The organism is Seohaeicola saemankumensis (assembly GCF_042678485.1).
Classification (GTDB): Bacteria; Pseudomonadota; Alphaproteobacteria; order Rhodobacterales; family Rhodobacteraceae; genus Seohaeicola; species Seohaeicola saemankumensis.
Genome location: NZ_JBHTKR010000002.1, coordinates 66,824 through 88,759, shown reverse-complemented (window position 1 = coordinate 88,759; position 21,936 = coordinate 66,824). Strand labels below are relative to the sequence as shown.

The 21,936-nt window shown below is 62.4% G+C and carries 21 protein-coding genes; 10 read left to right on the top strand and 11 right to left on the bottom strand.

The features are described 5' to 3' along the window. Positions 1 to 37: 37 nt before the first annotated feature. Positions 38 to 739 carry a VIT1/CCC1 transporter family protein gene (locus ACFQ3C_RS04230; RefSeq protein WP_380789213.1) on the bottom strand — a complete coding sequence of 234 codons (702 nt, stop codon included), beginning with the start codon at positions 737 to 739 and terminating at the stop codon, positions 38 to 40. Further along, the gene (locus tag ACFQ3C_RS04225) at positions 736 to 2,643 is read right to left on the bottom strand and encodes a heavy metal translocating P-type ATPase (RefSeq protein ID WP_380789212.1); all 1,908 of its coding nucleotides are present in this window, start codon (positions 2,641 to 2,643) and stop codon (positions 736 to 738) included. The genes ACFQ3C_RS04230 and ACFQ3C_RS04225 overlap by 4 nt, the downstream gene beginning before the upstream one ends. A gap of 388 nt (positions 2,644 to 3,031) precedes the next feature. On the opposite strand from ACFQ3C_RS04225, the gene ACFQ3C_RS04220 reads away from it, so the two are divergent. Both ACFQ3C_RS04220 and ACFQ3C_RS04215 read left to right on the top strand, forming a co-directional pair. Continuing rightward, positions 3,032 to 3,238, top strand: coding sequence for a cold-shock protein (locus ACFQ3C_RS04220; protein ID WP_380789211.1), 207 nt, complete (start codon positions 3,032 to 3,034; stop codon positions 3,236 to 3,238). A gap of 222 nt (positions 3,239 to 3,460) precedes the next feature. Further along, a complete protein-coding gene (locus ACFQ3C_RS04215; protein ID WP_380789210.1) occupies positions 3,461 to 3,706 on the top strand; it encodes a hypothetical protein in 246 nt (81 codons plus the stop codon). 78 nt (positions 3,707 to 3,784) lie between these two features. Here the strand turns inward: ACFQ3C_RS04215 and ACFQ3C_RS04210 are convergent, their stop codons facing one another. Continuing rightward, complete coding sequence (locus ACFQ3C_RS04210; protein WP_380789209.1) at positions 3,785 to 5,050, bottom strand: MFS transporter; 1,266 nt, start codon at positions 5,048 to 5,050, stop codon at positions 3,785 to 3,787. A gap of 372 nt (positions 5,051 to 5,422) precedes the next feature. Between ACFQ3C_RS04210 and ACFQ3C_RS04205 the strand changes: the two genes are divergently transcribed. The 4 genes from ACFQ3C_RS04205 to ACFQ3C_RS04190 all read left to right on the top strand — a co-directional run bounded on the left by ACFQ3C_RS04205 (position 5,423) and on the right by ACFQ3C_RS04190 (position 9,037). Further along, positions 5,423 to 6,898, top strand: a complete 1,476-nt coding sequence (locus ACFQ3C_RS04205; RefSeq protein ID WP_380789208.1) for a winged helix-turn-helix domain-containing tetratricopeptide repeat protein — start codon at positions 5,423 to 5,425, stop codon at positions 6,896 to 6,898. A gap of 133 nt (positions 6,899 to 7,031) precedes the next feature. Then, the gene (locus tag ACFQ3C_RS04200) at positions 7,032 to 7,835 is read left to right on the top strand and encodes a class I SAM-dependent methyltransferase (RefSeq protein WP_380789205.1); all 804 of its coding nucleotides are present in this window, start codon (positions 7,032 to 7,034) and stop codon (positions 7,833 to 7,835) included. Between the two features lie 60 nt (positions 7,836 to 7,895). Further along, positions 7,896 to 8,381, top strand: a complete 486-nt coding sequence (locus ACFQ3C_RS04195) for a hypothetical protein (protein ID WP_380789202.1) — start codon at positions 7,896 to 7,898, stop codon at positions 8,379 to 8,381. A gap of 29 nt (positions 8,382 to 8,410) precedes the next feature. Beyond that, a complete protein-coding gene (locus tag ACFQ3C_RS04190) occupies positions 8,411 to 9,037 on the top strand; it encodes a hypothetical protein (protein ID WP_380789199.1) in 627 nt (208 codons plus the stop codon). Between the two features lie 144 nt (positions 9,038 to 9,181). On the opposite strand, the gene ACFQ3C_RS04185 is transcribed toward ACFQ3C_RS04190, so the two are convergent. From ACFQ3C_RS04185 to ACFQ3C_RS04175, 3 genes are all read right to left on the bottom strand, one after another. Continuing rightward, positions 9,182 to 9,859, bottom strand: coding sequence for a nitroreductase (locus ACFQ3C_RS04185; RefSeq protein WP_380789197.1), 678 nt, complete (start codon positions 9,857 to 9,859; stop codon positions 9,182 to 9,184). 322 nt (positions 9,860 to 10,181) lie between these two features. Next, positions 10,182 to 10,766, bottom strand: coding sequence for a transglutaminase-like cysteine peptidase (locus ACFQ3C_RS04180; RefSeq protein WP_380789195.1), 585 nt, complete (start codon positions 10,764 to 10,766; stop codon positions 10,182 to 10,184). Positions 10,767 to 10,981: 215 nt separating this feature from the next. Beyond that, complete coding sequence (locus ACFQ3C_RS04175; protein ID WP_380789193.1) at positions 10,982 to 11,794, bottom strand: class I SAM-dependent methyltransferase; 813 nt, start codon at positions 11,792 to 11,794, stop codon at positions 10,982 to 10,984. Positions 11,795 to 11,797: 3 nt separating this feature from the next. Here ACFQ3C_RS04175 and ACFQ3C_RS04170 point away from each other — a divergent pair, with 3 nt between their 5' ends. Then, positions 11,798 to 12,256, top strand: a complete 459-nt coding sequence (locus tag ACFQ3C_RS04170) for a hypothetical protein (protein WP_380789191.1) — start codon at positions 11,798 to 11,800, stop codon at positions 12,254 to 12,256. On the opposite strand, the gene ACFQ3C_RS04165 is transcribed toward ACFQ3C_RS04170, so the two are convergent. Continuing rightward, on the bottom strand, positions 12,226 to 12,945 hold the full coding sequence (locus ACFQ3C_RS04165; RefSeq protein ID WP_380789189.1) for a gamma-glutamylcyclotransferase: 720 nt from the start codon (positions 12,943 to 12,945) through the stop codon (positions 12,226 to 12,228). The two genes, ACFQ3C_RS04170 and ACFQ3C_RS04165, sit on opposite strands and share 31 nt — an antisense overlap. Positions 12,946 to 12,989: 44 nt before the next feature. Next, complete coding sequence (locus tag ACFQ3C_RS04160; RefSeq protein WP_380789187.1) at positions 12,990 to 13,187, bottom strand: hypothetical protein; 198 nt, start codon at positions 13,185 to 13,187, stop codon at positions 12,990 to 12,992. A 195-nt stretch (positions 13,188 to 13,382) separates the two neighbouring features. Here ACFQ3C_RS04160 and ACFQ3C_RS04155 point away from each other — a divergent pair, with 195 nt between their 5' ends. Next, the gene (locus ACFQ3C_RS04155; RefSeq protein WP_380789185.1) at positions 13,383 to 15,275 is read left to right on the top strand and encodes a BTAD domain-containing putative transcriptional regulator; all 1,893 of its coding nucleotides are present in this window, start codon (positions 13,383 to 13,385) and stop codon (positions 15,273 to 15,275) included. A 37-nt stretch (positions 15,276 to 15,312) separates the two neighbouring features. On the opposite strand, the gene ACFQ3C_RS04150 is transcribed toward ACFQ3C_RS04155, so the two are convergent. The 3 genes from ACFQ3C_RS04150 to ACFQ3C_RS04140 all read right to left on the bottom strand — a co-directional run bounded on the left by ACFQ3C_RS04150 (position 15,313) and on the right by ACFQ3C_RS04140 (position 19,522). Further along, positions 15,313 to 15,678: a hypothetical protein gene (locus ACFQ3C_RS04150; protein WP_380789182.1), complete on the bottom strand. Its 366-nt coding sequence runs from the start codon at positions 15,676 to 15,678 to the stop codon at positions 15,313 to 15,315. A 102-nt stretch (positions 15,679 to 15,780) separates the two neighbouring features. After that, positions 15,781 to 16,971, bottom strand: a complete 1,191-nt coding sequence (locus ACFQ3C_RS04145) for a hypothetical protein (protein ID WP_380789180.1) — start codon at positions 16,969 to 16,971, stop codon at positions 15,781 to 15,783. A gap of 172 nt (positions 16,972 to 17,143) precedes the next feature. Then, on the bottom strand, positions 17,144 to 19,522 hold the full coding sequence (locus ACFQ3C_RS04140; protein ID WP_380789178.1) for an outer membrane beta-barrel protein: 2,379 nt from the start codon (positions 19,520 to 19,522) through the stop codon (positions 17,144 to 17,146). 305 nt (positions 19,523 to 19,827) lie between these two features. Here ACFQ3C_RS04140 and ACFQ3C_RS04135 point away from each other — a divergent pair, with 305 nt between their 5' ends. After that, positions 19,828 to 21,183 (top strand): cyclic 2,3-diphosphoglycerate synthase, encoded by a 1,356-nt coding sequence (locus ACFQ3C_RS04135; RefSeq protein ID WP_380789176.1) that lies wholly within the window; start codon positions 19,828 to 19,830, stop codon positions 21,181 to 21,183. Between the two features lie 29 nt (positions 21,184 to 21,212). Next, positions 21,213 to 21,731 carry a YybH family protein gene (locus ACFQ3C_RS04130; RefSeq protein WP_380789174.1) on the top strand — a complete coding sequence of 173 codons (519 nt, stop codon included), beginning with the start codon at positions 21,213 to 21,215 and terminating at the stop codon, positions 21,729 to 21,731. The last annotated feature ends 205 nt before the right edge of the window (positions 21,732 to 21,936 follow it).

Sequence of the window (21,936 nt, the reverse complement as noted above, 5' to 3'; positions counted from 1 at the left end):
GCAACCGGGTCAAGGCGCGGGCAGGATCTGAGGGCGGCTATCCCGTGGTCACGCCGAAAATCATGCCAACCAAGGCCGTCGCCGCCATGGCCAGTGCCCCCCAGAAGGTCACGCGAACAGCCCCTTTCAGGATGCCCGCGCCGCCTGCCGTGGCGCCAAGCCCGCCCAGCACGGCCAGCGCAACAAGCGTCGTCAGCGCGACGGCAAGCGTGATCTGCGATGTCGGCGCAAGTGCTGCGATGATCAGCGGCACCACAGCGCCGACAGCAAAGGTCGCAGCCGACACAAGCGCCGCCTGCACCGGATGCGCGGTCACGGTTTCCGAGATGCCCAGCTCATCACGCGCATGGGCGCCAAGGGCGTCCTTCTGGGTCAGTTGCACTGCCACCTGCCGGGCCAGATCCTCATCCAGTCCGCGCATGACGTAGATCTTCGTCAGCTCGTCCAGCTCGACCTCGGGCGTGTCCTGCAACTCTTTCGTCTCGCGGGCAATGTCGGCCTGTTCCGCATCGGTCTGCGAACTGACGGAGACATATTCCCCCGCCGCCATCGACATCGCACCCGCGACAAGGCCGGCCAGCCCTGCGATCAGGATGTCAGGGCGTCCCGACCCGGCGGCGGCGACACCGACCACAAGACTGGCGGTCGAGACAAGGCCGTCATTTGCGCCCAATACGGCGGCGCGCAGCCAGCCGATGCGGTGGACCATGTGAATTTCGGCATGTGAAAGGCGGCTCATGAGATGTTCCCTTCAAGATGTTCAGCCTGCCCCAGGGACAGGGCCTGTTGACGCGACGGTGCGGCCTCGAAGGGTGTGATCCTGAGCGCGCGGAGCGCGTTCAGGATCACCGCCACGTCGATCACTTCCTGAAGCAGCGCGCCCTGCACCGGCGTCAGGTAACCCAAGGCGGCCGCGATCATGCCCATGACCGACAATCCGATCCCTGCCACGACGCTTTCAACGGCGATCTGGCGCGCGCGGCGGGCGATCTCGATCCCTGGCCCCAGCCGATCGACACGATCGACCAGCAGCACGACATCCGCCGCCTCGGCCGAGGCGGCCGCCCCGCGCGCGCCCATCGCCACACCGACATCGGCCGCCGCAAGCGCGGGCGCGTCGTTCACACCGTCGCCCACCATCATCACGGGTCCGTTCTTGCGTTCGGTCAGGACCAGCAGCACCTTCTGGTCGGGCGTCAGACCGGCGCGCAGCCCGTCCAGGCCCAGGCCCTCGGTTACGCGCTCGGCCACTGCGGCCCGGTCGCCCGTGGCCAGCAGGATGCGTGCGATCCCACCACGGCGCAATCCGGCCAGCATGGCCGCCGTGCCCTCGCGCAGGGGATCAGCCATCACCAGATGCCCGGCCATGCGGCCATCGACAGCCACGGCCACAAGGACTGAACCGGCGGCGAGATCCGCGTGGCTTTCGTCCTTGCGCCCCACGCGCCGCGCCACGAAATCTTCACCGCCAACGATGACGCTATGTCCGGCGACATGGCCCGCAACCCCTTCGCCGGGGATCTCGGCCACGTCTGAAGGCACTGGCAGATCCAGCCCCTCGGCCTTTGCCGCCATGACCACCGCCTGCGCGACCGGATGCTTCGAGGCCTGATCAAGGGCTGCGGCGAAGCGCAGGATGTCGTTCTGGCTCAGGTCCCCGTGACTGTCGATCGACACGATCTGAGGGCGCCCATCCGTCAGCGTGCCGGTCTTGTCCAGGATCAGCGTGCGGATATGCGCCATCCTCTCAAGCGGTCCCGCGCCCTTGATCAGGACACCGAAATGCGCCGCGCGCGAAAGGCCCGCCACCAGCGCCACCGGCACGGCAAGGATCAGCGGACAGGGTGTGGCCACGACCAGCACGGCGACCGCCCGGATCGGATCGCCGGTGAACCACCATGCGGCACAGGCGATGGCGACCGTCACTGCCAGAAAGCCCAATGACCAGCGATCTGCCAGACGCGACATCGGGGCCTTGGACCTCTGCGCCTCTTCGACCAGGCGGACGATCCCTGCATAGGTGCTGTCCTTGGCCTCGCGCGTTGCGGTCAGATCGAAGGCTTCCCCTGCATTTGTCGACCCGCTCATGGCCGCATTGCCATTTGACAGCCGCAGGGGCAGCGACTCGCCGGTCAGGGCGGAGGTGTCCAGAAAGGCCGTCCCCGACGCCACGATACCATCCACCGGCACCACGTCGCCCTGACGGATCAGCAGCCTGTCGCCCGGTGAAATCTCATCAAGCGGGATGTCTTCAAGACCGCCATTCCGATGGCGGGTCGCCACGCGGGGCACGCGCGACAAAAGCGCGTGCATCTCGCGCCGGGCGCGGCCTTCGGCGTAGTTTTCAAGAAAGGTGCCGCCCGCATACATGACCGCGACCACCGCTGCGGCAAGCGTCTCGCCAAAGATCAACGCGGCCGTCATGGACAGTGCCGCCACGATATCCAGCCCGACCTCGCCGCGCCCGATGCTGCGAATGATTTCGACGACCAGCGCCACAAGTGCGGGAACGACCCCGGCAAACCAGACAAGGTTCGCGATCTCGTCCCGTCCGGCGAACCAAAGCGCAAGCCCCAGGACAAGCCCGGTCACGGCCAGCAGCAGGATTGCCGTCTTGAAGCGGGCGCTATCGTTGCTTTCCATGCGGGTCAGTTCCCTTCGGCCTGGGCGGTTGCAATCGGCTTGGCGGACGAAACACGCGAGTCCCAAGCCCCTGCACTCGCCTTATCATTGCGTAGCGGCAACCGGCCGTCGACCCCCGCTTTTGCCGCAGATGCAGCGCCGTGATCGGCCCGGCGGCCTGACGCGATGCAGGCCATCGCGCACGGCCCCTCCCGCGACGCTCCTGCGATCGCCCCTTCAAGCGCCCCCGCCGCAAGCGCGGCCCTTGCAATCGCAACCTTGGGTAACTATATGAATCCTGCGACGTTATCGCTATCGGCCTTGCTGCTCCTTACGGCTCAGTCTTTTCGATCTTGCACTGACTTAGCCGACATGCCGCATATCGCGGGCATTCCAAAGGAGAACGACAATGGCCAATGGCACCGTCAAATGGTTCAACACCACAAAAGGTTTCGGATTTATCGCCCCCGAGGGTGGCAGCAGGGATGTGTTCGTGCATATCTCGGCAGTGGAACGCGCGGGGCTGACAAGCCTTGCGGATGACCAGAAGGTCACGTTCGACATCGAAGCCGGTCGTGATGGCCGCGAAAGCGCAGCAAATATCGCTTTGGCGTAAATACCCGGCCCGGTCCAAGGGCCAAGGCTGACTATCGCGAACGGGCGTATCGGAAACGAGGCGCCCGTTTTTCTTTAGGCGATCAGTTGCCGACGCAAAGGCCCGGCGCCTTCGCGCGTCAGCCCGATCCTTGAGCGGCATGACAGCAAACCCGTCCGAGCCGACCCGCCCGACGTTGCATGGGCCAATGAACAATCGAAACTTCGCAGGGGAGATGCCGACATGGCCAGACTTTCAAAAGACACGGTCTTCAAATCATCGCCAGATGCCAAGGAAACGGCACTGGACAAGACAACGCGCATTGTCAGGGACATCGCGCAAGGCGAGCTTGAGAAACGCCAGACGAAAATGGCGCGTCTGCGCGCCGCACGACTTGAGAGAGACGCGATGGCATCGGCCGATCCGGATCCGGCCCCTACCGGCAAGGCTGGCCGGAAGACCGCGGCGAAGGCCAAACCCAAAAGCTGAACCCCGCCCTTCGGCGGGGCCGCCGCACAGGCGGGGTCGGTCCTGGCGCGGATGCGCCGGGCACGGGTCAGAACGGGATCAAGGCTGCGGATCGGCCTCGCGCTCGGCCTCGGCGTTTTCCGCGGCCCACTCTCCCGCTGCCTCCACGACCACGGAAGAACTGGTGGGCAACACATTGAGATAGCCTTCCGTCCTGTCCGCATGGACAACCGCGCGCTGGGTCATGCGGTACAAGGCATAGACCGCGATCAGGCAGAAATTCGCGCCAAGCACCATCCAGAAGGCGAAGGGGCCAAGGATCTGCATCCCCCAACCGATGAACAGGGGCCCCACAATGGCCCCCAGCCCGAAGGTAAAGACAAGCCCGCCAGAGGCGGCCGGCATGTCTTCGGCAGCCAGAGCGTCATTGGTATAGGCCAGGAAAAGGGCATAAAGCGGTGTTGTCACCCCTCCTGCGAAGAACGCGGCCATCATCAGGGGCCACAGACCATCCTGTGCCACCCACCCCAGGGCGCAGGACACTGCGCCAAGAACCGCTGCCCCGAAGATCAGTTTTCGCCGGTCCATCTGGTCCGAGAGCCAGCCAATGGGATACTGCAACACCAGCGCCCCCGCGAACAACATCGCGATGAACAGGGCGATCTGCGTTGCCGTCAGCCCGATCTGCGTACCGAAGACCGCGCCCATCCCCGATTGTGCCGCGTAGATCCCACCCAGAAGGAATATGCCCACGGTGCCCAACGGCGAGCCTCTGAAGAGATCGCGCAAGGGCATCGGGCGCGCCACCTCGACCGCCGGCACGGGGGTCGCGGACAGCAGGATCGGCGCGAATGACACCGACACCAGGATCGAGGCCCCGATGAACAGCGCCGAAGTTCCTGCATCGCCCAGCGTCAGCAAACCCTGCGCCCCGATGATGCCCAGCGTCTGCGCGATCATGTAGGCGGACAGCACCTTGCCACGGGTCTTGTTGGTGGCGGCATTGTTCAGCCAGCTTTCCGCCGCGACATAGATGCCGGACATGCAGAATCCGACGATCACCCGCAGCACGGTCCAGAACCAGGGGTCCGCAAACAGCGGAAAGGCGATCAGACCGGCAGACATGAAACTGCCAAGGGCCGCGAAGACGCGCACATGGCCCACCCGTCTTATCAGATAGGGCGTGGCCCGCGCGCCGGACAGAAAGCCCATGAAGTAGCCCGAGGTGACGATAGCCAGTTCGGCGGCGGAAAACCCCTCGATCCCGCCGCGCAGGCCGATCAGCGTGAAATGCATGCCGTTGCCCAGCATGATCAGCACGATGCCCAGCAACAGCGCCCAGACGCCTGACAGAACTTTCAGCATGTTCAACCCTTTCGCACCGAGGGGACCACCCGGGATACCCCTTGGCTTGCCACATGCGAGGCCCCGCTGCCTTTGCTGCAACGCCGCATAAGCCCCCTTTTGCGACTGCGGCCCATGATTGACGGCCGCAAAACATGGTCTGTGGCATTCCAGGGATCACGGTTCATGAAACCCTGCGCGCCGCGGGTGTACAGTCAGGGCTGCCAAGGGTGCCAGTGCCGGCCCAGTGCCGGCCTATCTGATCGTCCTGTCGGCCTATTCTGCGGTAGCCTGAACCGGCAAGATCTATATGATTTCAGTATGGAAGATATTTGCTTTGCGGACTTCACTCTCGAACGGCGGAAACGGCAGCTCCGTCACGGTGCGGATCTCGTGCCCATCGGGGCGCGCGGGTTCGATCTTCTTGAATTTCTGGTCATACATCATGCGCGTATCGTCACCCGTGACGAGATCATGGCGGCCGTCTGGCCCGACAGTGTCGTGGGCGACAACAACCTGAACGTCCAGATCGCCAATCTGCGCCGTATTCTGGGGGCCAAGGCGATCATGACAGTGCCCCGCCGTGGTCTGCGCTTTGCGCTGGATATTGATCCGGCTTCGACGCCCCTGCCCCTGCCGGACCGCCCGTCGGTCGTGGTGCTGCCGTTTTCGACCTTCGGTGGCGATCCCGATCTGGATTGGTTTGCCGACGGATTCGTCGAGGATATCACGACCGAATTGTCACGGTTTCACGACCTGTTCGTGGTCGCGCGCAATTCGGCCTTTGTCTATCGGCAGATGCCGCGGGACCTGCGCCGGATCGCAGGCGAACTTGGCGTGCGCTACGTCGTCGAAGGCAGCGTGCGGGCAACTGCCGCACGGGTCCGGGTCACCGTGCAGCTGATCGACGCCTCCAGCGGTGGCCATGTCTGGGCGGAAACCTTCGACCGCGACATGGCCGAACACTTCGAGACGCAAGCCATCGTGGCCCAAAGGGTCGTCTCGTGCCTGACACCGCAGATCGAGCGGGCCGAGGCTGACCGGATCCGGGTGCTGCCCCCCGATGATCTGACCGCGCACGGACTGGCGCGGCAGGGTTGGGCGGCAATCTCGTCGGAGGAGATGAGCTATGATACCGGCCCGCGCAATCGCGCCGCGGCGCTGGCGCGGCAGGCCCTTGCCGCCGATCCAAGGTCCGGACTGGCATTCCGGGTGCTGGCCTGGGTTGCCTGGTGGAACGTCTATCATGGCACCACCGACAGCGTTGCCGCGACCCTCGCCGAGGGGATCGACGCCGCATCGCGCGCCATTGCCATAGACCCCGACGATCACCACGCAAGGCGGCTGCGCGCGCAACTCAACTTCATGAAGCAGGACGCCGAGACCAGCCTGCCGGAACTGCGCCTTGCCCATGAGATCAACCCGAACTGCGCCCTGACCCTGTGCTGGCTGGGGTTCTACGAGGCCATCAACGGGAATGCGGCACGGGGCGTGCCCCTTGCCGAGGCGGGGCTGCGCCGCAGCCCGCGTGACCCTGCGCGGGGCTCCATGCTGTGTGCGTTGGGGTTTGCACATTTCGCCTCGCGCAACTATGCCGCCAGCGCCGCTGCGGCCGAAGCGGCACTGGCCGAGGTCGCGCAGGGCGCCACGCCGCTGATCCTTGGAACGATTGCCTATGTCGGCACGGGGCAGCTGGACAGGGCCACGGAAACCTTCCGCAAGGTCGAACGGATCGCCCCCGGACTGGTGGCGGCGCGGCTGTCGGGGCGCTGGCTCAGTTCGAACGCGGACTATCTGGCAAGGGCGGATATGTTCTTTCGGATCGCCGCCGGGCTTGCGCCGCCCGAAGCCGCGGTGGCGCTGCGCTGATGCGCCGCGATTTATAACTTTTTAGCCAAACATGTAGATGGGCCACGCCCCGGCACGGCAAGGTCGGTGCATATGCCCTGCCGGAAATGCCCGCGCGGCGGCAGGTGGCCACTGGCAAGAAGGATCAGCACCGATGACGACACCCAAAAGCACCGGAACCGGAGCGATCAACGGACCACTTTGGGGCGCCAAGGCCCGCGACTGGGCCGAGATTCAGGAAGGCCAGTTCGCAGCCGGCTACCATGCCGTGCTGGCCCATGCCGCTGTGTCCCCGGGCACGCGGCATCTGGATGCCGGATGTGGTGCGGGCATGGCCACCGCGCTGTCGGCATCGCTGGGGGCCACCGTATCGGGCCTGGATGCATCCGAGGCGCTGCTTGAGATCGCAAGGTCCCGCACGCCATCGGGTGATTTCAGGCAAGGTGATCTTGAGTCTTTGCCGTTCGAGGATGACAGCTTTGATATCGTCACGGGGTTCAATGCGTTCCAATTCGCGGGCGATGCGGCACAGGCCCTGCGCGAGGCGGGCCGCGTCACCCGTCCCGGCGGCAAGGTGTTTATCATGACCTGGGGCGATCCCAAGGGCATGGATGCCGCAGGCCATGTGGCTGCGATCAAACCGCTGATGCCGGCGCCGCCACCGGGGGCCCCCGGCCCCTTCGCGCTGTCGGATGAAACCGCCTTGCGCGCCTTTGCCGAAGCCGGTGGCCTGACCCCGGGCGAGGTGGTCGACGTGGATACGCCCTGGCACTATCCGGATATGGCCGTCGCATTGCGGGGTCTGGCATCGTCGGGTGTGGCCGTGAAGGCGATCGCGCATTCAGGCGAGGAGGCGTTCACCGCCGCAATGACGGACTTTCTGATCCCCTTCCGCATGGCAGACGGCAGCATCAGCTTCGGTGCCCGCGCCAGATATCTTGTCGCCACGCCTGCATGATGATCTTGTGCGCGCACAGCGCCGCCGCACCGAACTGATACCGTCTTTGGAAAGGACACCATGACACCGATCCTGCAATTCGTAGCTGTCGGCCTTCTGACGCTTGGCGCCGGGGCATCCGCTGTCAGCGTCATGCAGAGCGATATGCCCGATTTCGCCGTCCCCACAGGCGCGTGGGAGGCGGGATCGCTGCTGGATGATCGCGCCTTCAGCGTGACCGGCCGGGTTGTCGAATCCGGCGAGGCCTTGCCCGAGACCATCCTGACCTTTGCCGAAGGGCGGTTCCAGTCCTCGCGCTGCCAGGTCTATTGCGCGTTCGGATGGCAGGCCTACCAGACCTGGCGCGAGGGGGATATCACCCATTTCACCGCGACGACCCGATGCCCGGACGCGCCACACACCGTCGTGTGGTATGGCACTGTCACCGGAGACGAGATGCAGGTGGCAGGAACATGGACGACGCGGCGCTGGTACTGGTCCCGGCAGATCACACTCGACGGCACCGGCACACCTGCGGATCCCGCGTCAATGGCGACCCGGGGATGAACCGAGCGGCACCGCCTGGCCCGGGTCCCTTGTCCGTCGCACTGCGGTTTGTCGGTTTTGTCGCTGTCGTGCTTGCCGCGACCTGGGCGGCGCATCTGATCCGTGATGCGCTGGATCTGACGATCATGCCGGACAACGAACAGCAGGTTCATCGCGCGCTGATGATGGGCACGTTTGCCTATATCCTGCTGCTGGCCATGCCTTTCGTGCCGGGGGTGGAAATCGGGCTTGCGATGCTGGCCGCATTCGGGGCGGCGATTGCCCCGCTGGTCTATGGCGCCACACTGGCCTCGATGATGCTGGCCTATGCCTTTGGTCGGTTGCTGCCGATCGCCATGTTGCAGCGACTGCTGGCCTTCCTGCGGATGCGTCGGGCGGCTGACCTGGTGGCGCGGGCCGCGCCGCTGGCGCATGAAGATCGGCTGTCGATGCTTCTTGACGGGGCGTCGCCGCGCATCCTGACGCTTGCGGTGCGTCATCGCTACCTGGCCCTGGCCCTGCTGGTGAACACACCGGGCAACGCGGTCATCGGCGGTGGCGGCGGGATCATGCTGCTGGCAGGCATCAGCGGGATATTCGCGCCTGTTCCCACCCTTCTGACACTGGCCGTGGCAGTGTCCCCGGTGCCGCTGGCTGTCATCTTCCTGGGTGCGTGACGGCTATGCCCCAGCGGCTTCGGCCCAGCCCTTTCAACCCGCCGCGCATCCCGGCGGGCCATGGGCCACAGGCGCCTGTGCATTGCAATCGCGCCGATGGCGCGCCGTTTCCCGCCTGACGTCGCCGCCGCATCCGTGCGGCCGCTAGGCCTCGAACCCCAGAAAGCGGGCCACGTTTTCAACAGGCCGTCGGCGTGACACGACAGCATTCGCGACGAAATCCTCATCCGGCCAACCCAGGGCCACACAGGTCAGAATAACCTGGTTGTCGGGGATATTGGCCACCTCGCGCACCACCGGGCTTTGCATGATGCCCTGGCCATTGATGACAGCCCCCAGGCCCTTGCTCCATGCGGCAAGAACCAGGCCATAGGTCATCGCACCCGTATCGAAATGGGCGATGGTATTGTCCAGCAGCGCACGATCGAAGCACACCACGATGGACACGGGTGCATCAAACTGACGAAAGCCGCGCATCACCCAATCCTGCCGCCTTTCCGCATCGTGACGCTCGATCCCCATGGCTTCGAACAATTGCACGGCAATTTCGATCTGGCGCTTGCGATGCTCGCCTTCATAGGCCGCGTAATCCTCGATTTCGCGGCTCGGGGTCACCCCGGCAAGCATGCGTTCCGTGTTGCCTTTGCGAACCCTCTCAAGCGGCTCTCCGGTCAGCACATGAAGGTGCCAGGGCTGGGTGTTCATCGAGGATGGCGCGCGGTTTGCCAGGGCGATGACTTCCTCCAGCAGGGATCTGGATACAGGTTGGTTCTTGAAGCCCCTGATGGATCGCCGTTCTTGCATCGCTTGTTCAAGGTTCATTGGTCGCCTTCAGTGTTGAGTGTTGTGACATCGCCATGCCTGACGGGGATAGTTGCAAATGCCCCCCCTGCCGGTGGCGTCAGGTGGGAATGCCGGATCAATTGCCTGTGGCCGCCCCTTCCATCTTTTGGTTCGGCAAAACGGCCCTTGGGTCACTATGGAAGGAAACGCCCTTGCAGGGCAACGCAGAACAAGGCGGACAAGCCTTGGACAAAGGCCTGTCCGCCCCGAACATGGTTTCAGTGACATGGGGGCGATTATTCCAAGGATCAGGCAGCGCGGCAGGCGCGCAGCGCATGGGTGTGGCATCCTGCCGTCGTGGTTATCGGTTCTCAAACCGCGTCCAGTGACCATCGGGGCGTTCGCGATGGGTGTAGCGATATGGCAGCGCGTCCCAGCACATGAGATCGTCATGAAGGTTATCAAGAACCCATGTGCCGCGCGTCGTTTCAAGAAGCAGGACGGCATGCGAGTAGAACTGCAATTTGTGAAAGACGATGGCCATGGTCAGCGCGGCGCGCGGCACCCCGGCATCCGTCAGCCGGCGGCGCTTTTCCAGTGCGAAATCCTCGCAATCACCGCGACAGTTTACCGGCAGGCTCCAGACCTCCTCGCGGCCAAGGTTGTCCTCATCCGGGACCAACTCGATTTCGGCATTCACCTCTGCATTGATGCGAGACGACAGCGCGTTGAGCTCATCAGTCCAGTCAAGAACCGGTTCCCCCACCATCGCGCAGGCTTCGGGGTCCAGGGCGCAGAAATCCCTGTATTGGGTTGGTGCCGCCTCGACGCGCAGAACGGCAAGGTCAAGTTGTCCGCAGTGCGGACGCGCCACCGCCGGCAAAGCCAGAGCCAGCAAACCTGTCAGCGCGGCATATGAACATCGCAGGATGCGGTCGTGCTGCAATTGAACCTCCCTCTCATCGGGTGGGGGACACCCGGCCACGTCGGGATGGCCGCTTTTTCACAAGTCACGGTTGGGGTGACACATCCCGCAGCCGGAATGGGCGCTGATCACTTTCACCAGGCTGCTCGGTGTAATGGTCATCACTATCCCGGATCCAGACGGAAGAACGGCAGTCCTGACGATAGCCGAAGGTTCGACCATTCCAGACGGGCAAGTCACTTTGTTGCCGTCACGACAAGCGCACAAATCCGGGATTCGATCTGGCCTGCACCAAACTGCGCCGCGATAGCGGCGGCGGCCCTATCTGTCACATGGTCCAGCAAGTCAGGGTCGCGCGCTTCGATCTCGTTGCGAAGCGGCGTTCCATGGCAATAGGCCCTGGCTGCGATCCCGGCCGAAGGTGCGATGCTTTTTCCTTCTGAAACCTCGATCGCAATATCGGAAAAGCCGGCCTGCCCAAGGTCATCCCGGATAAGGTCCGGGTCGAAATATCCGTGCGGCGTGCGGGCCAGAAAGCGCGGCGGGTCTTCGGGGAAAACAGCCCCGGCTTCCCGCGTCACGATATCGGCCAGTTCATTGTTTTCGATCCTGTCCCAGACACTGAACAAAAAGCGCCCTCCCGGCTTCAGAACCCTGCGGGCTTGCCCGTATCCCCTGGGCCGGTCGGGAAAGAACATGGCGCCGAACTGGCACGCGACAACGTCGAATTCTCCGTCAGCGAAGGGAAGATCCAAGGCATCGGCCCGCAGCCATTCAATTGCATCCTTGTTGGTCTGTTTGCTGGCCGCATGGTCAAGCATGGGTTGATTGAGGTCGGTGACGACATAGCGGGCGCCCGCGGTCAGGCGCGGGGCCAGGGCGCGCGTCACGACGCCACTGCCAGCCGCAGTTTCGAGCACGGACAAGGGCTGAAGCTGCGCGATACGCGCGGCAAGATCCTCCGCGTAGACCTGAAAGATCAAAGGCACCATGAAAGTGTCGTAGAAATGGGGAATTGAGCCATTGAAGACTTTGTCAGTGTCAGACATCGCATGTTCCTCGCGGCAGCAGCGGGCGACGAACGGATCGCCCGGTTTTTCATCTTGCTGTGCGGCTCACACCTGAATGCCTGTCGCGCAGCGTTTGGAATTTCACGCCTACTCAACGGTCCGGATCTTGATGCGTCGTTTTTTCTGGTCGGCTTCGATGGCACTTGCCAGGGTGCAGGCATCGCTCTGCAAGCACAGAGCAGAAAGACAGCCAGCAGGTTTGCGCGGTTGCATGATATGGCCGTTCCTTTTTTCATCCGGTTGTATCGCCACGCAGGCGAAGATGCCCGGACAAGGCTGATGCGATCATGTCGCCTTGCCGCAGCCATGGACCAACAGGGGCGATATGACGGTCGGGCGCCCATGCGGTGCGGTCACCTGGGTCAGTACGGCGTTCAGTATAACCCAGAATGCCGGAGTTTGCGCCAAAATCAGGTGGCCCTGCGCGCGACGCCTGCCTGATGCAAGGCCGCGACACCTGGGTGCAGCCTTCTTATCTCTTGCGCGACCAGATGTTGCAGCCGCCATAGGTACGCATCGCGAATATGCGCCGCGTCCAGGGCGCATACTGTTTTGAAAAGATATTCAGCGCCTGATCCTGCGTGACCGCAGGCCCGCGCCAGCACCGCTGCCACATGGCGCACCGGCAGATCCGGGATATCGGTGATTTCCGGCGGATCGGCGTAAAAGCACAAGGCAGTCAGCAGACCTTTGTCAGAGTGGATGTCGATCAGCCGCAAGGCCGCATATCCCTTCGGCCCGCCGATTTCGCGCCGCAGCAGTCTGACCATCGTGCGGTGGCGATCGCCGTCCTCCAGACGTTGCACGATACCGCTGCATTCCGCGCCACGGCGCAGCGCCAGCATCAAGCCGGGCTGTTCCGGCGTGCCGCGCCATCTTTGCATTTCAAGACAGAACGCGCGGTGCCAGCCCATGGCCTTGCCCAGACGCGTTTCGACAACATCGCCACCCGGCTTCCAGATCAGGGACCCATAGGCGAAGACCCAGATCGGAGCAGAACCAAGGCGTGCCAGAACATCGCGTGCCGCCATGTCGTAGTCGGCATCCCCAAAGCGGGCGGCGTCCGTTTCATCTGCGGGTTCGGCGATCTGGCGATGGCAAAGCGCGACAAGGTCCGCGGTCAGTGACATGGCGTCGGCAGGTTGGCCGAAGGCGCCCGGAACGATGACCCGGCTCATCGCGCACGTGGCCCCATGTAATCGAGGAAACTGCGCGCGTTCTCATCATACATGGCACATATCAGCGCTTCATCCCAATACCGATCGTCCCGGTCGATGGTGTCATCAGCGCCGTTGCCACTGCCCTGCTCTGTCGGGCAGGCCGGATTTGCAGGAAAGAGCGATGCGGCGATCCAATCGAGAAGGTTTTTCATGTCCTGGCTCCTGGCTGAGGGTCACGTTTCTGCCTCTGATCATGGAACTGCACCGTGAAATGACGCGGCGGTGCCACATGAACCGCACGCAAATAAAGTCTTTGCAAAAGGCCCGCTTCGTGAATTGACTGTGAAAACGTCATGTTCAGCCGCGAGGTTGGAAAAACCGCCGTGCCGCGATGCCAACTCGATCTGATGGGTGGATGGTCCCTGACCGCCGGGAAGGGCACGGAACTGCCGTTGCCGACCCGCAAGGACAAACAGCTTCTGGCCTACCTGGCGACGCATCACGGGCAGGTCCATCCGCGTGAGAGACTGGCCAATCTGCTCTGGGCGGATCGCGCCGACGCGCAGGCCCGTGACAGCCTGCGCCAATCCCTTGCCGCCATTCGCAAAGCCTTCCGGTCCGTGGGCCTTGACCCGGTAGAAGGCGACAGGGGCAGCGCGGGCCTGTCGTGCTCGGACCTGGGGATCGATGTGGTGCAAATTGCCCAAGGCGGTGTGAAGCCGGCCATGGCTCGGCTGTATCGGGGGCCTTTCCTGCAGGACATGGATACATCGACGCCGGAATTCGAACATTGGGTGGCGCAGGAACGGCACCGGCTTGACGGGTTGGCCACACAGCTGGTCTGCGCCGCGCCAGAGGCCGCCCTATCCGCCGAAGAGACCGACGCGGCATTGCAGCTGGGCCTTCGGCTGCTGCGAGAGGACCCTTTGCTTGAACCTGTCTGCCGGGCCGTGATGCGTCTTCTGCACAGCAAGGGCGAGCGGGTGACAGCCCTCAAGGTCTATGCCACCTGCCGCGAGGCATTGCGCGACGACCTTGGCGCTGACCCGGACCCCGAAACGGAAAGCCTTTACCGCGACATACTGACCGGCAGAGCCGTGACGCCCGCACCGGACAAGGCGACGGCGGTCGAGGTGGCGCATGACAAGCCATCGGTTGCCGTGCTTCCACTGGTGAACCTGACGGGCAACGACAGCTTCGGTTTTCTGTGCGAGGGGCTGGCCGAGGACATCTCGACCGGATTGGGCCGGTTTCGATCGCTGATCGTCATCGACCGCTATTCTGCGGCGGCCGTTGCCGCCACCACATCCGACACGCTGGAGATCGGGCGGCGCCTGGGGGCCACGCTGCTGGTGCAAGGCAGCCTGCAATCAACGCCATCGCGGCTGCGCGTCAGTCTGCGCCTTGTCGACAGCACCAGCCGCACCCAGACCTGGAGCGATGTGTTCGACTGCGCCATCGGCGACGCGCCCGGCATTCCGGACCAGATCACAAGGGCGATCATCGCCACGCTCGAGAACCGGGCGGAAAGCAGCGTTCTTGCTGGCAGGCAGACGAAAACGACCATGGCAGCCTATGGCTGCACCATGCAGGGCATCAAACACCTGCGCGGTTACGCGGCCGACGACAATGAAAAGGCGCTGGCGCTGTTCCGGCAAGCGCTGGAACTTGACCCCCATTATGCGCTGGCACAGGCCTATCTTGCTTTTACCGAAGTCGTGATGAAGGACTATGACGCGGCGCCTCGGTCGTTATTGCTGGACTGCAAGACGCGTATCGACCAGGCGCTGGCACTCGATCCTCATGATGGCAGGATTCATTGGCTGCTTGCCTCGGTTCACAGCTATCTGCGTGAATTCGAAGATGAAAAGCGCCAGTTGGAGCGGGCACTGGCGCTTAATCCCAACGACGCCAATGCGAAAGCCTCCTATGGATCGGCCATAGCCAGCTTTGGTCAGCACGAAGAAGGTCTGAACGCGGTTCGCGAGGCCATGGCCCTGAACCCGTTTCATCCCGAATGGTATTGGCTTGCGCTGGGGGACACGTTCATGGCCGCAGGGCGTTATGACGATGCGATCGAAGCCTTCAAGCGGCGCACCAGACCCAAGGTCTGGGTGCTGACGCGCATGGCCATCTGTTATGTGCTTGGCGGGCGCATGGACGAGGCGCGCGACACCGCAAGACGCGTGCTGGAGCAGAACCCCGGCTTTCGGATCTCGGGACAACGTCAGGGCGGCTGGTCCGATCGGGACCTCGAACGCTTGCGCGACGCCATGATTCAGGCGGGATTGCCGGAATAGGCTGCGGGTGCAACGGCGCGGCGCGGCGCCCCGTCGATCAGAAGGGTTCTATCTTGAGGACCCGGTCCTCAAGCGAGCGGCCGTGACTGACGCCGACCGAAACCGTCTCGCGTCCGCCCTTGTAGCGCGGGCCCTTGCCCTTCTTGCCGCTGGCATGATCGTCGCCGTGGTCGTCGCCGTGGTCATCAGTGTGATCGTCGGTGTGATCGTCGGTGTGGTCATCCTCGCCGCTGTGCGGGTTTTCCGGACGCCCACGCTGCCCGCCAGAGGAGTGACCGCCACCGCCCCCACGACCGCCCTCTCCGGATGCATGGGCTGTATCCGTCCCCTCGGTATGCTGCGCTTGCGCGGACCGCGTCAGGGCCAGGGCAAGAACGCCCGCAACAAACAAACGTCGATCCAATGTGTCGTTTGGCATATCCCTTATCCTTTGCATCGCCTGTTTCGGGGGCGGTCTTGTACCGCCCCCGCATGGCAATGTTTCGCTTGCACCTGTCGGTGCCTACTATTCGATCGTCCCCGGCAGTTTCTCGTCATGGATCTGCGTGTGAACGAGTTCGATGACTTCCAGTGCATCATCCGCAGCCTGTGCAAAGAGCGCCGCGAAATCGGTGGCGGTTGGAAGATCGCCATTCGTCAAGGCAAGGTAGTCATCAATCCAGAGCTCTGCGCTCAGAACGGTCGTACCGTCCGTATCGAAGTAGTAGTAAGTATACGGATCGATTGTGCCGTCACCGTCGGCATCGTCATCGTAATCCCGACTGTAGCTGAAGCCGGTATAATCGTAATAGTCCAGGTCTCCGGTGCTAAGCTCGGAAATCTCATTCACGTTGATCACGAAATCCAGGGTGATATCCCCGGTCTTGTCCGCAGCGCCCGCCAAGGCACTGGTGGCAAGAAGTACGGGGTCAAAGCCGGGAATACTGATGTCCCCACTCAGCAAGGCGACATAGAGCGCATAGTTTTCGAGCGGGGAGTCGATGGTCGCCCCGTCAACAACAAGCCGCCCGGATTCATCTGTCGTGATTTCTACGGGCAATGGGTTGCCGTCAGCATCGACCGGGAACACCTTGCTCACGACTTCGTCGAGCGAATGCTCCGTGACCGACGCGGGTGCCCGCATGATGTTGGTACGACCAAAGTCCACCTCGATCGCGCCTGCCGGGACTTCGCCGTCGATGATTGACGCATACTCCGTGCATTCGATGTTGGTGCAGGCCTGTTCGTTTCCGTCATCATCCAATACTGGAAGCCCCGTAACCGGATTGCGGAGCAGGTAAACCAAGTCACCGTAGAGATCGCCCTTGGTCGTGCCGGGGCTCGGATTCCCTTCGCCGCGGTTGGGGTTCAACTCTTTGGATCCCCCTGCCCAGGCCGGGCGATCGCTGTCGTCATCCCCTTCGATGATGATAATCACGCGCTCGCCTTTTCCACGCGTGATGCGGGTCTCAATATTGGTGCTGCCATCGGAGAGATCCCGGAATATTCCTCCGAGTCCCTGGCTGCTCCCGCCTCCGGCGCCGCGCTGTCCACCGCTTCCGGATTGTCCGCCCTGCCCCTGCCCGGCAGTTGCGCCGCGTTGCTGCTGTGCAAAACCCATGTCCGGTACAACAGACAGTGTCGACAGCGCCATAACGGCACAACTGGCGGCCAGCCAAACCTTTACAGATTGTTTTTTGAAAGCGCGTTGCAGCATTTCATGCCCTCCTATGCTTATTCGAAGTTCGCAACGGACACGCAATTGCGTCTTCATTTGCAAACACACAGGCATCAGAACACATTTGCCACATTCCGAAATTGACATGTGTCAAGTTTCGGAAAATGTATCTCGGGCAGAAACAACAACTCTTACGTGTGGGCCGCCACACCTAGAACTGACGGGTCAGGCCGATCCGAAACAGCCGCTCGGTCGTGTCGAAGCTATCTACGCCTGCTCCGTAGTTTACCGTGTTCGCGTCGTATTCGGTCTGGGTGTAATCCAGGCGGAGATTCGTTTTTTCACCGACCGCGAACTCGATGCCGCCGCCGATCCGCACACCGTCCAGGCTTTCGCTCTGGCTGACTGCTGCCCCGCGGAAACTGTAGTCGAAGTCGAAATCGGACCGCACGACACCAGCGCGCGCGTAGATCAGCACATTGTCATTCACGACATAGCCAAGCCGCAGGCCAAGCCCTGCCGTCGCTGTCTTTTCGGCGGAATAGATCCGTCCGACAGGGCTGCGTTCGACGTTCCAATTGACCGATGACAGTTCGGCCTCTGCCTCGCCGCCCAGGTAGAAGCGGTTGGCCGTAAACCCGTAGCCGACATAGGCGCCGCCTGTGAAACCCTGGCCGGCGCGCGTCGCCACAAGGGTGAAGGCAGGCGCATCATCATCGGGCCGAAACCCTGTGTTGGTGCTTTGCAGCGTGCCATGCCCAAGTTGTGCACCGGCGTAAAGACCTGCGAAATCCCTGGTCACGGCAGGTTCGGCCGCCTGTGCTGCTGGCGCGAAATCATAGACAAGACCGAACCGGATCGCACTTTCCACATTGGCGAAATTGTCGGGGCTTGCCGTGCCCGCGGGGGATCCAAGCGGGTAGTCATCATAGGCGCGCAGTTGGTATTCCATGCGGCCTGACATGCCCTTGCCCAGCGGCACCTCGGCCCCGACACCGACCAGCAGGCCGGTCTCACGCGCTGAGTCCCGCACGGCCGCGCCGCCCCCGCGTTGGTACGTGCTGTCAAAGGATGCGGACACGACGCCGAAGCGGCCGTAGAAAAGATGACCGTCCTGTGTCTGCAAGCCGGTGACTGCGCTGGCCGAAAAGGCATTTCCGCGCTCTACCCCGAAATTGCGGTTTCCGGCATGGCTCCAGGATGCGCTGCTGGCCTCGAAATCGGCCTCGGCCCCCAGGACAAGCGCCCCGTAGTGTAGACGATACCCGGCAAATACGCTCGCGGCGGCTGCGTGCTCTCCGAAATCGGCGGTCAGGCTGCCGCCAGACCCGCGCGCCCCGTCAACCTTGCTGTGCAGCGCCGTATCGCCGACCGCAAGACCGGCATAGAAGCCGCCATTGCCCGCCTGCGCCAGGCTGCCTAGATCTGCCTGCACGCGCGGTTCGAGCGATGCGCCGAAGGTCAGCGATACCCTGTGCTCATCGTAATCCGCGCCGGCGATGTCGGATTGGCGCTGGCGGAAGTCATACTCGGTATCAAGATAGAGCCGCGGATTGAGGTAGTAGCGCAAGGAAACACCCGCTTCCGCCAGATGATCCGTCCGCGCGATGGACTGATAATCGTTCCGCGTCAGAAAGGCATAGGCCGCAAGCGACATGTCAGGGGCCACACTGTGCCGCAGGCGCACACCCGCCGATGTCGAGATATAGCCAGAGGACCCGCTGATCGTTGTCTCTTCCAGGGTGCGGTCGACGACGACATCCAGCGATGTGGCGCCATCCAGTTCCATCGTCAGATCCATGCCCAGATCAAGCGCCTCGGTCGTGCCGAAGCGCGGGTCGTCATAGGACTGCGAGATCATGCCAAGCAGCACTTCGCCACGCAGCGGCCCGATGCTGCCGGTATAGCCGATCGCGGCCTGGTATCCTTCCGATCCCCGCTGGACCCCAAGGCCAAGGTTGTCCACGGGCTGATCATATTCGCGCTTGTCGTAGATGCCTTGCAGGAACACTTCGCCATCACCAAGGTCCGCGACACCCATGCGCCCGCCGAATTCGACCTGACGGCGATCACGATCGTCATTGTCCACCACCGTACCCAGGGCGGCGGGCGTGTCTTCGTAATCCAGGTCGCGCAGATTGAGGCCCAACCGGAAAGACCGCTCAGCCAGTGTGCCGCCTATCCCCAGGTATCCGCTTGCCTCGCGCAATTCGGTGGGACGCAGGCCGCTTACATCGTCAGGCGACTCGCGCCCTTCATGCACCAGTTCGTAATCCAGACCACCGAAGGCAAAGAGATTGTCGTTGATCCGGTACTGTGCTTGGGCCCCAAGGAAGTAATCTTCGTAATTCTCCTGCGAATAATCAACGAAGCGCCCGATCTCGCTGCTGGCCTCAAGGTTCAGCCGGAAATCCTCGGCGCGGTATGACAGGGTCATCCACGGCGACAGGACCGTCACGACATCGGAACGGCGGTCATTCGCGGTCAGAAAGACATTGTCCGTCACACGTCCGGTCACCGCGATCCCAGCATCGAATGTATAAGGCGAGGCGTCTGGCGCAGCACCTTCGGCGCTGTCCTGCTGTGTCATCCCTGGCTGCGCCCAGGAAAAAGCTGCAATCGAAGTCGCAAGGCCAAGAAACAGATGTGATTTTGAAATAGCCATCGCAGGCTCCCTCGTGGGCAGAAATCAATCGGCTCCCAACCTAGAATAACATTCCAATTCTGGAAACCTTCGGATTTTGAGATGTGTGCAAAATCAATTCCATGTTGTAAAAATGATATTCCAAAGGTTGTTCGACAGGGCGCGGGCGATGATCGCACGCAGGGTTCACCGCATCGCGTATTCAGCCAAATCAGGCAGCGCGCCGCACATAAAGCCGGAAGGAGCAGCAGATGTCGGGTGACAACGCACGGACACGGGTTGTGATCATGGGCGCTGCAGGGCGCGATTTCCACAATTTCAACATGGTCTATCGCGATGATCCGCACAGCAAGGTCGTGGCATTCACCGCCACGCAAATCCCGCAGATCGCAGGGCGCCGCTACCCTGCGCCCTTGGCCGGTCCACTCTACCCCGATGGCATCCCCATCGTCGAGGAGACGGAACTGGTCACGCTGTGCAAGACAGAGGCGGTGAACCAGGTGGTCTTTGCATATAGCGACGTGCGCCACGACGATGTCATGCATCGCGCCTCGATCGCACTGGCGACGGGCGCGGATTTCGTGCTGCTGGGCCCGGAACGCACCATGCTGACCTCTGCCCGTCCGGTTATCGCCATTTGCGCCGTTCGCACAGGATGCGGAAAATCCCAGACCGCGCGCTGGATTTCAAGGCTGCTTGCCGAGGCGGGATTGAAGGCGGCGGTCATCCGTCATCCGATGCCATACGGCGATCTGATCCGTCAGCGTGTTCAGCGTTTCGCGAAAGTCGAGGATCTGGATAGCGCCGACTGCACGATCGAGGAGCGAGAGGAATACGAGCCGCACATAACCTTTGGCAACGTCGTATTTGCCGGGGTGGATTATGCCCAGATCCTCAAGCAGGCGGAAGCAGAGGCTGACATCATCCTGTGGGACGGTGGAAACAACGATTTTCCGTTTCTAAGGCCCGATCTGATGATAACGATGGTCGATCCTTTTCGCGTCGGGCACGAAACCACCTATCATCCAGGAGAGACGGCCCTGCGGATGGCGCATATCATCCTGGTGGCCAAGGCAAACACCGCCGCAGAGGACGATATCCGGCAGGTCACGGCAAACGCCCAGGCAGCCAATCCCGGCGCGACGGTCCTTCGCGCGTTTTCACAGATCGACCTTGAGACTGCGGAACTTGTCGCAGGCAAGCGCGTACTTGTCATAGAAGACGGGCCGACCGTGACCCATGGAGGCATGCCATGGGGGGCCGGATATCTCGCGGCACAGGCAGCGGGTGCGGCGGAATTGGTCGATCCTCGTGCTTTTGCCAGTGGGAGTATCGCCGACACTTTCGACAAATATCCCCATATCGGGCCGGTTCTTCCCGCTTTGGGGTATCACCCCGCACAGCTTGAACAGCTTCGTGACACGATAAACTCTGCCCAGGTGGATATCATCATTTCAGGCACGCCCTGCGATCTTGCCCGCCTGGTTGATGTGCGGACACCTATTCTTCGCGCGCGCTATGAATATGCGGAAGCTGATGGCCCTGGATTGCGCGCATTGATCGAAAAGTTCCTGCAGGGCGACCCTCGACTTGATTTGCGTGACTGACAAGAAAACCCGCCTTTTCCCTGCGCGCCGTGGCAGGCACCCGGGTGCTCAGCATATCTGCAAACTCCTCCGCAACGGCCTTTGCCGAAATGCAGCCAGCCGATACGGACCTTCCTGATGAAGCCGCGCTGGCTTTGTCGGGCAATGACCACGATACTGTTCACTCGCCAGAAAAGAGGTGCGCCGTGATGTTCAAGATCGTCTTCCAGGAACTTCTAGATGCATATGTCAGCAGTTATCGTGCAAAGGACGCTGCCGCCTGCGCGTCAGTCTATGCGCCAGACGGAAAACTCTTCTCGCCATTCGGGCCACCTGCGATCGGACGCCATGCCATCGAGGCGACACATCGGGACTGGGTCGAAGAAGGCGCCGATAACAAGGAAATCCGTGTAGTGGACGCAGGAGGCTCGGGGGATGTGGCGTGGTGCCTCGCCCACTTCAGTGAAGGCTCTACCGGAAGCGGCACATCACTGAATATCCTTGAGCGTCAGCCGGATGGGGCATGGCTGATCACGCACTGCAGTTTGAACCTCACGATCGAGGATTGACGGCTGCGATTGGTGAAAGATGTCATGTCCCGCCCAAGGCGGACACTGAAACTGATAGATACGCCCGTCGCTATGCGCTGAAACGTCCCGGGCGCTGCGATCCGTCAAAATGAATCCTGTGTAGACAGGAACACTATGCCGTAAGTTGTTGGAGCAACGATATGAGACTCTGCTGATTGGGGAATATCGGTCAAGGGATATTACA